This is a genomic window from Pseudoalteromonas rubra (genome assembly GCF_004212645.1).
GTDB lineage: Bacteria > Pseudomonadota > Gammaproteobacteria > Enterobacterales > Alteromonadaceae > Pseudoalteromonas > Pseudoalteromonas rubra_G.
In genome coordinates, this window is record NZ_PPUZ01000017.1 from 36,946 (window position 1) to 49,308 (window position 12,363).

Genomic DNA, 12,363 nt, shown 5'->3' on the forward strand with positions numbered 1-12,363 from the left:
GGGCAGGGCACAAAGCCCAGTTTGGTGCGGGTATTTTGCACGTAGTTAAAATTAACCACATGAAAAATATAAAGTTTAAATTATCACTTACCTGTTTTTATATACAGTTACTGATTGAGTACGTCTTTCAGTCGGCGCTGCATTTCTTCAACCAGGCGATCTGGCTGGAATTTTGACAAAAATACATCACAGCCGACTTTCTCGACCATGGCTTTGTTAAAGCTGCCGCTGAGCGAGGTGTTAAGCACAATATAGAGGTTCTTCAGGCGGCTGTCGTTGCGGATCTCATAGGTTAAGCGATACCCATCCATGACCGGCATCTCCGCATCGGTGATCACCGCCATCAGCTCCTGCTCAACATTGATGCCTTCGTCGGCCCAGTGTTGCAACAGTTTTAAGGCCTCATGACCATCGGTGGCGGGCAGTACTTCAATGCCCAGCTGAGCCAAAGTATCCGATACCTGACGACGGGCAGTAGGAGAGTCATCAACGTGTAAAATTTTGCGGCCCTGAAACTCATTGATGATGTTTTTATCCAGGATATTTTCAGGGATCACCACATTGTATTCGATGATCTCGGCCAGCACTTTTTCGACGTCGATGATTTCAACCAGCAGTTCCTGATCGCCCCGTTTCAGCTTAGTCAGTGCGGTTAAATAATGATTGCGACCGACAGAGCGCGGCGGCGGCATAATATCAGACCAGGTGGTGTTGACGATTTGGTCGACCTTGCCGACCAGAAAAGCCTGAATGGTGCGGTTGTATTCGGTGATCACCAGATTACTGTCGCTGTCGTATTCACAATGCGGCATACAAATGGCCTGACGTAAATCGATCACCGGAATGGATTCACCCCGAATGGTGGTAACACCGGCTATCTTAGGATGGGCATTGGGCATCTTATTCAGATGAGGCAGCTTAACGACTTCTTTGACTTTAAACACGTTGAGCGCGAACAGGTGTCGGCTGTGCAGATGGAACAGCAATAGCTCAAGACGGTTTTCACCCACCAGTTGTGTGCGTTGATCAACGGATGCTAATACTCCAGCCATAAAGCTACCCTAAGATACGTACCTTCTCTCAGTATATACTTATTAGATAATAAATTAACACTCTCTGTGCATACAATTTGCTCCTGACCAGATACAACAGGATGAAGCTGACAGGTTAGTGTTGTGCAGCGGGTTATCTCAGTTGCATAATCCTGATTATTCAGTATGGTAAATCAGAGACTTGCATTAAAGGAAGGACGATGCCTTTGTTATTTAAGCGTTTGCTGCTGGTATTGCAAACGCACATTGATCAGGCCAGCTGGCCCTTGATTGGACTGGCAACACTGCTGCATATGGGCGCGACGTGGGCGCTGCTATGGCTGGCACAGGAGCATGCCTTACTGCCCGTCAGTACCTATATCTATTATTACGTGGTGACCACATCAACCGTGGGGTATGGTGATTTTAGTGCCACAACGGAGCTGGGGCGTTGGGTGGTAGCTGTATTTCAAATTCCTCTGGGCCTGGCACTGTTTGGTATTTTGCTGGGTAAAGTGGGACAACTAATTACAATTTGGGTTAAAAGAGCAATGAAGGGCGATAAAGACTATTCACATCTGAGCGATCACATCATTATCTTCGGCTGGCATTCAACGCGCACAGAGCGCATGATTGAATATATTCTGGCTGACAACAAGCGTATTGCAAGGCGCATCGTGCTCGCGGTCTGTGATGAGATGGAGCATCCGCTGTTGCGTTTTACAGAGGTAGATTTTGTCCGCCTGGTGAGCTTTACCGATGATCAGCAACTGGCGCGCACCGGACTGGCCTATGCGGATAAAATCATTGTTGATGGCCAGGATGATGACCAAACTTTTACTACGGCGTTAAAGCTCAGCCCCATGGTGAAAGACGCAGCCCACATCAGTGCTCATTTTAATGATGAAACCAAAGCTCAGTTGTTGCGTCAGCATTGTCGCAATGTGGAGTGTTCAACGGCTATGTCTGCCGAGATCCTGGTGCGCTCGATGCAGGACCCGGGTTCAAGTCGTATCCAGGAAGAGCTGTTATCGACCCTGCATGGCGATACTCAGTTTAGCTTACAGTTGCCAGTATCGCTGGGCACCTTAACCTTTGGTCAGCTATTTTTATATTTTAAAGAGCATCATAATGCGACTTTGCTGGGCGTGGCACACGACCTCAGTGGTCGTGACATGGACTTAAACCCACCGCTGGATTATGCGCTGAGAGGAGGCGATGTACTGCATTACATTGCACCGCAGCGGGTACTTCATAGTGAGGTAAACTGGGAGCGAGTATGACTGACGAATTAATGTTACTGATAGGCGCGCTCTGTTTGTATTTGCTGCCAATAGGGCTGGTTGCAGGCAGCAAGCGCACCCGTGGCCATGAAAAAAATGGCTGGCTGATTGGTACCTTGCTGTTTTCCTGGCTGGCGCTGATCTTGTACTTTTCGATGATCCCCAAAGGGGGAAAACAGAAAAAACACCGTTGAAGAGTCTGTGCGCTGGCCTGGCGGTGCTATTGAACGCCGCCTAGCTGGCAGATGTGTGTCCACTCCGTTTCGGTAACGGGCATGATAGATAATCGGCCGGCTTTTTTCAGCGCCAGCTCGGTGATGGCAGCATCGGCTTTAATTGCCTTAAGTGTCACCGGGCGTGTCAGATGTTGTTCATAGCGCAGTGTTACACCGACCCAGCGAGGGTTGTCCTGGCTGGATTTGGCATCATAATAATCACTGCTCAAATCAAATTGGTGGGGATCGACCTCAGCGCCTTTAGTGACTGTGGCGATACCCACAACGGCCGGAACTTTACAGCTTGAGTGATAAATAAAGACCTGATCGCCCACTTTTACGTCGTCGCGCAGAAAATTGCGTGCCTGATAATTGCGGATCCCTTCCCAGAACGTACTTTGCTCCGGGGCCTGATGCAGATCGTCAATGGAAAATGCGTCGGGTTCGGTTTTAAATAACCAGTATGCCATATCAATTACCTTGTCTTTGAAAGCAGGGAGCAAGTGTATCGCACTCTTGTCAGGCGGGCTATGTATTGGCTCCTCATCTGGCTTAACCACCTGATTTATCATGCGATGCCTCTTGTTACTTGCATAATAGTGTATAATTATGGGATCAGCTACGCAGTGAAAGAGGTGTGCAATGAGTCAGGCATTACAGGGGTTGCTGGATCTACTTCAGCTCGAAGAAATCGAACAAGGGATTTACCGGGGCCAGAGCCAGGATCTGGGCTTTCCGCAGGTGTTTGGTGGCCAGGTGATGGGGCAGGCCTTGTCGGCTGCAAAATACACCTTACCGGCAGGTCGTTATGTGCATTCCTTGCATTCGTATTTTTTACGGCCGGGCGATGCCAGCAAACCCATAGTGTACGATGTTGAAAATATTCGCGACGGACGCAGTTTCAGCACTCGCCGGGTCAGCGCCATTCAGTACGGCAAACCCATTTTTTATATGACCGCTTCTTTTCAGGGCGACGAGCCCGGTTTGTCACACCAGTCTGAGATGCCTGATGTGCCTGCACCAGAGGCACTGCGCTCTTCGCTGGAATTCTATCAGGATAAAGCGGATTTGATCCCAGAGCCGTTGCGCGCCAAGTTTACTCAGCCCATGCCGATTGAGATGCGCCCGGTGGAGTTTCACAACCCATTTCAGCCAGAGGTAATGGAGCCAACCCGGCATGTCTGGTTCAAAGCCAATGGGGCTATGCCCGACGACCGTCGTATCCATAATTATCTGTTGGCTTATGCGTCGGATTTTGAATTTTTGCCAACCGCGTTGCAGCCACACGGGGTGTCATTTATGCAGCGGAATATGCAGGTGGCGACCATAGATCATGCGATGTGGTTTCACCGGCCATTCCGTATGGATGAATGGCTGCTCTACAGTGTAGACAGTCCCAGTGCCAGCAATGGCCGAGGTCTGGTCAGGGGGCAGTTCTTTAACCGCCAGGGCGAACTGGTGGCGTCGACCATTCAGGAAGGGGTAATGCGCCAGCGCGAAGCGCGCTGACGCACAAGGTTACAGCGTATCTCGGATAGACTGCCAGATCCGTGCTGGCAGCAGATCATTGAGATGATCAGACAGCGTCGCCAGAGTCGGTGTGGCGTTAATGCTTTGCTTATCGGAAATACAGATAAACCCTTGCTCCTGCAACACACTGATCAGGTTGCTTTGCACTTTCTTATCAAAAAACTCTGGGCTCTTAATGCCGTGTAAGGTGCCCAGTCGTTTTGCAAGTACTTCACTTTCGCTCTCCAGCGTGGCACGTGCAATTCCCTGTTCGCGCAACAGCAGGCTGACGGTGATGGCGTAGCGCTCCAGCGTCAGGTGGATCACTTTGCCCAACATTTCAAGCTGTGCCAGTGCCTTGTTGTCTTTGACAACCGTGGCAAGGTGGCCATCAAAGTCAATCAGGCCTTCCTGAGCAAAACTGTTCAGCACCGCTCCAATATAGCCATCGCGCAGGTCGTGCATAAACCACTCTTTGGCAAAAAGCGGGTAAAGGCTGCTGAGGCGTTCCTGACACTCAGTCACGGTCACGCTGTAACGGTTAAACAGCATTTGTGCAATCACACTGGGTACGGCAAACAAGTGCAATATATTGTTGCGGTAATAGTTAAACAGGGTGCGCTCTTTTTCCTTGATGGTGATGATCTCACCCAGCTCATCTTCCAGGACGTCGAATTTATCCAGCTTCAGCGCATGCTTTAACAGGGCCTCTGCATCTTCATCCGGTGCCGTAACATTGGTGTCGTAAGGTGCCTGGCTTTGCAAAGTGAGATAGAAACGTAGCTGGGTTAGCAGCTTCTGTTTGCTCAGCGCGAACTGCTCATTACACAGCAGCACCATGGCCAGCAGGTTAATGGAATTAAGCGCCGCGCTGGCGTTAATGTTCGTCATGATCTGATCAGCGACCAGTGCCACCTGACTATTCAGCCATTGTGGTTTAGCCCCTTCATCCTGGCCAATGGCATCGCGCCAGTCGGACTGATGTTCATTCAGGTACTGATTAAGGTGGATAGGCTCACCAAAGTTCAGATAGCCGCGGCCATAGTTTTTGAGGTTCTTAATGGCTTTAAAGACCCCGGCGACGGATTCATTCTTTTTGCTGCTGCCCGCTAACTCTTTGAGATAGGTGTTGATCTCCATCACATGCTCATAGCCGATATAGACCGGGACGATGGAGATAGGCCTGTCTATGCCGCGCAGCATCGACTGCATGGTCATGGCCAGCATGCCGGTTTTGGGTGGCAACAAGCGACCGGTGCGGCTGCGACCCCCTTCGGTGTAGAATTTAACGGAATAGCCTTTAATGAACAGCTGGGTCAGATACTCTTTAAAGATGGCGGAGTAGAGCTTGTTACCGGCAAAGGAGCGACGAATAAAAAACGCGCCACAGCGGCGGAAGATCCCGCCGGCCGGGAAAAAGTTGAGATTGACCCCGGCGGCTATGTGCGGCGGCACCAGACCCTGATGGTAAATCACGTAGGTCAGTAGCAGGTAATCCATGTGGCTGCGGTGGCAGGGCACGTAAATGATCTCGTGACCTTTGTCGGCCAGTTCATGCACGCGTTCGGCATTTTTGACTTCGATGCCGTTGTAGAGTTTGTTCCACAACCAGGTCAGTACGCGATCGCCCACGCGAACCATGGCTTCGGAATAGTTGGCGGCAACCTCTTCAAGTAACTCCAGCGCCTTTAAACGCGCCTCGTCATGGCTCAGCCCCTTGGACTTGGCTTCATCGGCAATCGCCCGTTTCACAGTGGGAGCGGCCAGCAGGGAGTTAAATAAGGCTTCGCGCGAAGGCAGCTTGGGACCCGTCGCGGCCAGTTTCTGACGATGAAAGTGCACCCGTGCGACGCGCAGCAACTTATGGGGCAGCTCGTCGACGTCTGCTTTGTCTGTCATCAGTTGATCCAGCGCGATAGGCGCGGAAAAACGTACCAGGTTGTCGCGACCGGAAAACAGCACCACCATGGCCTTGCGCAACCAGCTGGGAGTCAGTGAATGGCTGAACAGGGTACCCAAGCCTGGTTTTTCTTTACCCGGGTTACGGCCCCACAATACTGTTACCGGGATCACCTGAGCTTTGATGTCCGGGTGCGCGCGCAGAGCAGAGAAAATGGCTTTACCCTGCTCAATTGCGGTGCTAGGAGCGGGCGTTTTACTCAGCAAGGGCGTTGGGTTTTTGATACCGATAAAGCGCGGCAGCGTTTTGCTACCCAGCAATTGGTCCTGCATTGGGCTTGGCAGGCCCAGCTTTTTACACATCGCATTTAGTGCCGCCAAATCGGCCCGGGAATTGAGTCGGGCCACATAAAAGGTCGGTAAACTTGGGTCCAGGTCGAACTGCGACACGGGGTCTGCCGGCAGCAGTTTGCTTCTGACCAGTAAACAATTGGTCCATTGGGCCACTCGGTTGAGCCCCTGAGAAAGTAAGCGCATAGCGATACCAGATTCGTATTTTTGCTGTATAGAATATCAGGCTTTAACTGGACTGACCATTTGTGTCAGTACAATGACAAGGCCGATGTGTGCAATCCTCTGCGCAAAGTATAGTCGCCTTAAGCGACATATAATGTAGACGGGCCACAGGACAAATAATTTTGCAATAATTGTTGCATTTATCACCAGTGTCATTATAATGCTCGAACTTTCTGTGATTCGTCACATGAAAGTCATACATAGGCCTGGATTTCAGGCACGTAAACAGGAACTCCGATTTGGAGTTCAATGGTAGAAATAGAAGAACAACCGACCTCTTATATTTTGAGATGGCCTCGGGGGTTTTTTTATGCTCTTTTTAAATGCTCTTTTAATTGAGGTTTAAGAATGTCAAATCAACGCATTCGTATTCGCCTAAAAGCTTTTGACCACCGTTTGATTGACCAATCAACGGCGGAAATCGTGGAAACTGCGAAACGCACTGGCGCTCAGGTACGTGGTCCAATCCCACTTCCTACTCGCTTCGAACGTTTCACTGTATTGATCTCTCCGCACGTAAACAAAGACGCGCGTGATCAGTATGAAATCCGCACCCACAAACGTCTGATCGACATCGTAGAACCAACTGACAAGACTGTAGACGCTCTAATGCGCCTAGACCTTGCTGCTGGTGTTGATGTTCAAATCAGCCTGGGTTAATCGAAAGATTAGAGAGGTTTTAGGAAAATGGCATTAGGTCTAGTCGGTCGTAAAGTGGGTATGACACGCATCTTCACTGAAGATGGTGTATCTATCCCTGTGACAGTTATCGAAGCGACGCCTAACCGTGTTACTCAGATCAAATCTGACGCAACAGACGGTTACAACGCGCTTCAAGTTACTGCAGGCGAGAAAAAAGCAAGCCGCGTAAACAAACCAGAAGCGGGTCACTTCGCTAAAGCTGGTGTTGAAGCGGGTCGCGGCCTGTGGGAATTCCGTCTTAACGGCGGTGAAGGTGAGTTTGAAGTAGGTGCTGAGCTTACTGTTGAGCTATTCAACGAAGTAAACAAAGTAGACGTTACTGGTACTTCAAAAGGTAAAGGTTTCCAAGGTGGTGTTAAGCGCTGGAATTTCAGCACTCAAGACGCTACTCACGGTAACTCTCTATCTCACCGTGCTCCTGGTTCAATCGGTCAAAACCAATCACCTGGTAAGGTGTTTAAAGGTAAGAAAATGGCTGGTCAAATGGGTAATGTGCAAACAACTACTCAGAACCTAGAGCTAGTACGTGTTGACGCTGAGCGTAATCTGCTTTTAGTTAAAGGTGCAGTACCTGGCGCTATCGGCGGCGACGTTATCGTTAAACCAGCTGTTAAAGCTTAAGTCCTGGAGATTTAGTGATGGAATTAGCAATTAAAGGCGCTGGTGCGCTTGAAGTTTCCGAAGCTACTTTTGGACGTGAGTTTAACGAAGCATTAGTACACCAAGTAGTTGTTGCTTTCGCAGCAGGTGCTCGTCAGGGTACTAAAGCTCAGAAGACACGTTCTGAAGTTGCTGGTGGTGGTAAAAAACCATTCCGCCAAAAAGGTACTGGCCGTGCACGTGCTGGTACAATCCGCAGCCCAATCTGGCGCAGCGGTGGTGTGAGCTTTGCAGCTAAGCCGCAAGATCACAGCCAAAAAGTTAACCGTAAGATGTATCGCGGTGCGATCAAGAGCATTCTTTCTGAGCTTGTTCGTCAAGATCGTCTAGTAGTTGTTGAAGAATTTGGTCTAGAAGCACCAAAGACTAAAGAACTAGTAGCTAAGCTGAAAGAGCTTGAGCTTAAAGACGTATTAATCGTGACTGAAGAAGTAGATGAGAATCTATTCCTTTCTGCACGTAACCTGTACAAGGTTGACACGCGTGATGTAGCTGGCATCGACCCAGTAAGCCTAATCGCTTTCGATAAGGTACTGATTACTGCTGCTGCTGTTAAGCAACTTGAGGAGGCGCTAGCATGATCCGTGAAGAACGTCTTTTAAAAGTAATCCTTGCTCCACACATCTCTGAGAAAAGCACCATCTCTGCTGAAGAGAACAACACGATTGTTTTCAAAGTAGTTAAAGATGCAAACAAAGCAGAAATCAAAGCTGCTGTTGAGAAGCTTTTCGAAGTAGAAGTAACTGGTGTTCGCACGCTAAATGTTAAGGGTAAAACTAAGCGTACAGGCATGCGTTTCGGCCGTCGTTCAGACTGGAAGAAAGCCTACGTTACTCTTAAAGAAGGCAGCGAGCTAGACTTTGTCGGCGGCGCCGAGTAATAAGGGGAGTTAGAATTATGGCACTTCAAAAGTGTAAACCAACTTCTGCGGGTCGTCGTCACGTCGTTAAAGTGGTTAACCCTGATCTGCACAAGGGTAAGCCTTACGCTCCGCTATTAGAGAAAAACTCTAAGTCAGGTGGTCGTAACAACAACGGTCGTATCACGGTTCGTCACATCGGTGGTGGTCACAAGCAACACTACCGTTTAATCGACTTTAAACGCACTAAAGATGGCATCCCAGCTAAAGTTGAGCGTCTAGAGTACGATCCTAACCGTAGCGCAAACATCGCTCTTGTATTATATGCAGACGGTGAGCGTCGTTACATCATCGCACCTAAAGGTGTTAAAGCGGGTGATGCAATCCAGTCTGGTGTTGATGCACCAATCAAAGCTGGTAACGCAATGCCTATGCGTAACATCCCAGTAGGTACAACGGTACACAATGTTGAGCTTAAGCCTGGTAAAGGTGCTCAGATTGCCCGTTCTGCTGGTGCATATGTACAGATCCTAGCGCGTGAAGGCCAGTACGTGACTCTACGTCTACGTTCAGGCGAAATGCGTAAAGTTGAAGCGGATTGTCGCGCAACTATCGGTGAAGTAGGTAACGCTGAACACATGCTACGTTCACTAGGTAAAGCTGGTGCAACTCGCTGGCGTGGTGTTCGTCCTACAGTTCGTGGTGTTGCCATGAACCCGGTAGACCACCCACACGGTGGTGGTGAAGGTCGTACATCTGGTGGTCGTCACCCTGTGTCTCCATGGGGTAAGCCGACTAAAGGTGCTAAGACACGTAAGAACAAGCGTACTGATAAATTTATCGTACGTCGTCGTACTAAGTAATAGTTGAGGAATTGCCATGCCACGTTCTCTCAAGAAGGGTCCATTCATTGACCTACACTTGCTGAAGAAGGTAGAGAAGGCGTTGGAAAGCGGTGACAAGAAGCCTATCAAGACTTGGAGCCGTCGTTCAATGATCATCCCTAACATGATCGGATTGACCATCGCTGTCCATAATGGTCGTCAGCACGTACCTGTATTCGTTACAGACGAAATGATCGGTCACAAACTAGGTGAATTTGCACCTACACGTACTTACCGCGGTCACGCTGCGGATAAGAAAGCTAAAAAGCGTTAATCGGAGGGTATGATGGAAGCATTAGCTAAACACAAATTCGCCTCTGGTTCGGCGCAAAAAGCACGTCTAGTTGCAGATCAGATCCGCGGACTTCCGGTTGATCGCGCGCTAGAAATCCTAGCGTACAGCCCAAAGAAAGCGGCTGTATTAGTTAAGAAAGTACTTGAGTCTGCTATCGCTAACGCGGAGCACAACGAAGGTGCCGACATTGATGAGCTTAAAGTGGCTAAAGTATTTGTAGACGAAGGTCCTACAATGAAGCGTATTATGCCACGTGCTAAAGGACGCGCAGACCGCATCCTTAAGCGTTCAAGCCACATCACTGTTGTGGTTTCAGATAGCTAGGAGATATAAGTAATGGGACAAAAAGTTCATCCTACTGGTATTCGCCTAGGTATCTCAAAGCCTTGGGTATCTACTTGGTACGCGAATACAAAAGATTTCTCTGAACAGCTTTTTGGTGATCACAAAGTGCGTCAATACCTTACTAAGGAATTGAAAAACGCTTCTGTGTCTAAAATCGTTATTGAGCGTCCAGCTAAATCTATCCGTGTAACAATTCACACAGCTCGTCCTGGTGTTGTTATCGGTAAAAAAGGTGAAGACGTTGAAAAGCTTCGCCACGCTGTAACTAAGCTTGCTGGTGTACCTGCACAAATCAACATTGCAGAAGTACGTAAGCCAGAGCTTGATGCACAACTAGTTGCTGACGGTATCTCTTCACAGCTAGAGCGTCGTGTAATGTTCCGTCGTGCTATGAAGCGCGCGGTACAGAACGCAATGCGTCTGGGTGCAAAGGGTATCAAAGTTGAAGTTAGCGGCCGTCTAGGCGGTGCTGAAATCGCACGTTCTGAGTGGTACCGTGAAGGTCGTGTACCTCTACACACTCTACGTGCTGACATCGACTACGCAACTTCTGAAGCTTTGACCACTTACGGTATCATCGGTGTTAAAGTTTGGATCTTCAAAGGCGAAGTTATCGGTGGTCTTCCACTGAAACAAGAAGCTGAGAAGCCAGCCAAGCGCGCTCCGAAGAAAGCTAAAAAAAGTGCTAAGTAAGAGGTAGCGACTAATGTTACAGCCAAAACGTACAAAATTCCGTAAAGTGCACAAAGGCCGCAACCGTGGTCTTGCAAATAGCGGTAATAAAGTTAGCTTCGGTTCTTTCGGCTTGAAAGCGACTGGCCGTGGCCGTATGACTGCTCGTCAAATCGAAGCAGCTCGTCGTGCTATGACACGTCACATCAAGCGTCAAGGTAAAATCTGGATCCGTGTGTTCCCAGATAAGCCAATTACAGAAAAGCCGCTTGAAGTTCGTATGGGTAAAGGTAAAGGTTCTGTTGAATACTGGGTTGCTGAAATTCAGCCTGGTAAAGTACTTTACGAGATGGAAGGTGTTTCAGAAGAGCTTGCTCGCGAAGCATTCAACCTAGCTGCTCGTAAATTACCTTTCAAAACCACTTTTGTAACTCGGACGGTAATGTAAATGAAAGCTAGCGAACTTAAAGACAAAAGCGTAGAAGAGCTAAATGCTGAACTTCTAGAGCTTCTGCGTGAGCAGTTCAACCTGCGCATGCAAGCGAGCACTGGTCAGCTGGCTCAGACTCACGAGCTGAAAAAAGTACGTCGCAATATTGCGCGTGTTAAAACGGTTATCAACCAGAAGGCAGGTGCATAATGAGCGATAAGATCCGTACTCTTCAAGGTCGTGTAGTTAGCGACAAAATGGACAAGTCAATCGTTGTTGCTATCGAGCGTCAGGTTAAGCACCCGATCTACGGTAAATTCATCAAGCGTACAACTAAGTTGCACGCACACGATGAGAGCAACACTGCGCAAGCAGGTGATACTGTGACTATCCGTGAATGTGCACCGATCTCTAAGAAAAAATCTTGGACTTTGGTAGACGTTCTGGTTCGTCCTAAGAAAGCTTAATTTTTATTAATTAAGTTTGTCTTGAAAGCCCCGGCCTTTTGGCTGGGGCTTTTGCGTTTGGGGCACTCAGAATGTTCAAAAAGGGTTTGCTGTATAGCGCGATGCTCCGTGAATGTACAGCATCCCAAACCCTCCAAGAAAACATCCTGGACTTTGGTAGACGTTCTGGTTCGTCCTAAGAAAGCTTAATTTTAGTTTTTAACTAAATTAAACTTTTGAAAAGCCCTGGCCATTTGGTCGGGGCTTTTGCGTTTGGGCCACTCAGAATGTTCAAAAGGGTTTGCTGTATAGCGCGACGTTCCATGAATGTGCAGCATTCCAAACCTCTAAGAAAAAATCTTGGACTTTGGTAGACGTTCTGGTTCGTCCTAAGAAAGCTTAATTTTAGTTTTTAACTAAATTAAACTTTTGAAAAGCCCCGGCCATTTGGTCGGGGCTTTTGCGTTTGGGCCACTCAGAATGTTCAAAAGGGTTTGCTGTATAGCGCGACGTTCCATGAATGTGCAGCATTCCAAACCTCTAAGAAAAAATCTTGG

17 protein-coding genes are annotated in these 12,363 nt (G+C 48.6%); 14 read left to right on the top strand and 3 right to left on the bottom strand.

The annotated features are described in order from the left end of the window. Positions 1 to 107: 107 nt before the first annotated feature. Positions 108 to 1,052 carry a chemotaxis protein CheV gene (locus C3B51_RS06090; RefSeq protein WP_046004893.1) on the bottom strand — a complete coding sequence of 315 codons (945 nt, stop codon included), beginning with the start codon at positions 1,050 to 1,052 and terminating at the stop codon, positions 108 to 110. Between the two features lie 200 nt (positions 1,053 to 1,252). Here C3B51_RS06090 and C3B51_RS06095 point away from each other — a divergent pair, with 200 nt between their 5' ends. Beyond that, the gene (locus C3B51_RS06095; RefSeq protein ID WP_130244499.1) at positions 1,253 to 2,314 is read left to right on the top strand and encodes a potassium channel protein; all 1,062 of its coding nucleotides are present in this window, start codon (positions 1,253 to 1,255) and stop codon (positions 2,312 to 2,314) included. Further along, a complete protein-coding gene (locus tag C3B51_RS06100; protein WP_130244500.1) occupies positions 2,311 to 2,508 on the top strand; it encodes a hypothetical protein in 198 nt (65 codons plus the stop codon). The genes C3B51_RS06095 and C3B51_RS06100 overlap by 4 nt, the downstream gene beginning before the upstream one ends. A gap of 26 nt (positions 2,509 to 2,534) precedes the next feature. Here C3B51_RS06100 and C3B51_RS06105 read toward each other — a convergent pair whose 3' ends face one another. Continuing rightward, a complete protein-coding gene (locus C3B51_RS06105) occupies positions 2,535 to 2,999 on the bottom strand; it encodes an EVE domain-containing protein (RefSeq protein WP_130244501.1) in 465 nt (154 codons plus the stop codon). 172 nt (positions 3,000 to 3,171) lie between these two features. Between C3B51_RS06105 and tesB the strand changes: the two genes are divergently transcribed. Continuing rightward, positions 3,172 to 4,038 (top strand): acyl-CoA thioesterase II, encoded by an 867-nt coding sequence (tesB, locus tag C3B51_RS06110; protein ID WP_046004897.1) that lies wholly within the window; start codon positions 3,172 to 3,174, stop codon positions 4,036 to 4,038. 9 nt (positions 4,039 to 4,047) lie between these two features. Here the strand turns inward: tesB and plsB are convergent, their stop codons facing one another. Next, positions 4,048 to 6,474, bottom strand: coding sequence for a glycerol-3-phosphate 1-O-acyltransferase PlsB (plsB, locus tag C3B51_RS06115; protein ID WP_130244502.1), 2,427 nt, complete (start codon positions 6,472 to 6,474; stop codon positions 4,048 to 4,050). A 387-nt stretch (positions 6,475 to 6,861) separates the two neighbouring features. Here plsB and rpsJ point away from each other — a divergent pair, with 387 nt between their 5' ends. The 11 genes from rpsJ to rpsQ are packed head-to-tail and all read left to right on the top strand — an operon-like array spanning position 6,862 to position 11,827. Beyond that, positions 6,862 to 7,173, top strand: a complete 312-nt coding sequence (gene rpsJ, locus C3B51_RS06120) for a 30S ribosomal protein S10 (protein ID WP_005495349.1) — start codon at positions 6,862 to 6,864, stop codon at positions 7,171 to 7,173. 27 nt (positions 7,174 to 7,200) lie between these two features. Continuing rightward, positions 7,201 to 7,836, top strand: a complete 636-nt coding sequence (rplC, locus tag C3B51_RS06125; protein WP_049863778.1) for a 50S ribosomal protein L3 — start codon at positions 7,201 to 7,203, stop codon at positions 7,834 to 7,836. A 17-nt stretch (positions 7,837 to 7,853) separates the two neighbouring features. Further along, positions 7,854 to 8,456: a 50S ribosomal protein L4 gene (gene rplD / locus C3B51_RS06130; RefSeq protein WP_010386164.1), complete on the top strand. Its 603-nt coding sequence runs from the start codon at positions 7,854 to 7,856 to the stop codon at positions 8,454 to 8,456. Next, entirely contained in the window at positions 8,453 to 8,755 is a 303-nt protein-coding gene (rplW, locus tag C3B51_RS06135; protein ID WP_049863779.1) for a 50S ribosomal protein L23, read from the top strand. Before rplD ends, rplW begins: the two co-directional genes overlap by 4 nt. A gap of 17 nt (positions 8,756 to 8,772) precedes the next feature. Next, positions 8,773 to 9,597: a 50S ribosomal protein L2 gene (rplB, locus tag C3B51_RS06140; RefSeq protein ID WP_046004900.1), complete on the top strand. Its 825-nt coding sequence runs from the start codon at positions 8,773 to 8,775 to the stop codon at positions 9,595 to 9,597. A 16-nt stretch (positions 9,598 to 9,613) separates the two neighbouring features. Continuing rightward, a complete protein-coding gene (gene rpsS / locus C3B51_RS06145; protein WP_010367084.1) occupies positions 9,614 to 9,892 on the top strand; it encodes a 30S ribosomal protein S19 in 279 nt (92 codons plus the stop codon). A gap of 12 nt (positions 9,893 to 9,904) precedes the next feature. Further along, a complete protein-coding gene (gene rplV, locus C3B51_RS06150) occupies positions 9,905 to 10,237 on the top strand; it encodes a 50S ribosomal protein L22 (protein WP_010386167.1) in 333 nt (110 codons plus the stop codon). Positions 10,238 to 10,249: 12 nt separating this feature from the next. Next, a complete protein-coding gene (gene rpsC / locus C3B51_RS06155) occupies positions 10,250 to 10,951 on the top strand; it encodes a 30S ribosomal protein S3 (RefSeq protein ID WP_046004901.1) in 702 nt (233 codons plus the stop codon). A 13-nt stretch (positions 10,952 to 10,964) separates the two neighbouring features. Next, complete coding sequence (gene rplP, locus C3B51_RS06160; protein ID WP_070986409.1) at positions 10,965 to 11,378, top strand: 50S ribosomal protein L16; 414 nt, start codon at positions 10,965 to 10,967, stop codon at positions 11,376 to 11,378. Then, positions 11,379 to 11,570: a 50S ribosomal protein L29 gene (gene rpmC, locus C3B51_RS06165; RefSeq protein ID WP_010376372.1), complete on the top strand. Its 192-nt coding sequence runs from the start codon at positions 11,379 to 11,381 to the stop codon at positions 11,568 to 11,570. It begins immediately after the preceding gene. Then, on the top strand, positions 11,570 to 11,827 hold the full coding sequence (rpsQ, locus tag C3B51_RS06170; protein WP_049863782.1) for a 30S ribosomal protein S17: 258 nt from the start codon (positions 11,570 to 11,572) through the stop codon (positions 11,825 to 11,827). The genes rpmC and rpsQ overlap by 1 nt, the downstream gene beginning before the upstream one ends. Positions 11,828 to 12,363 lie beyond the last annotated feature (536 nt).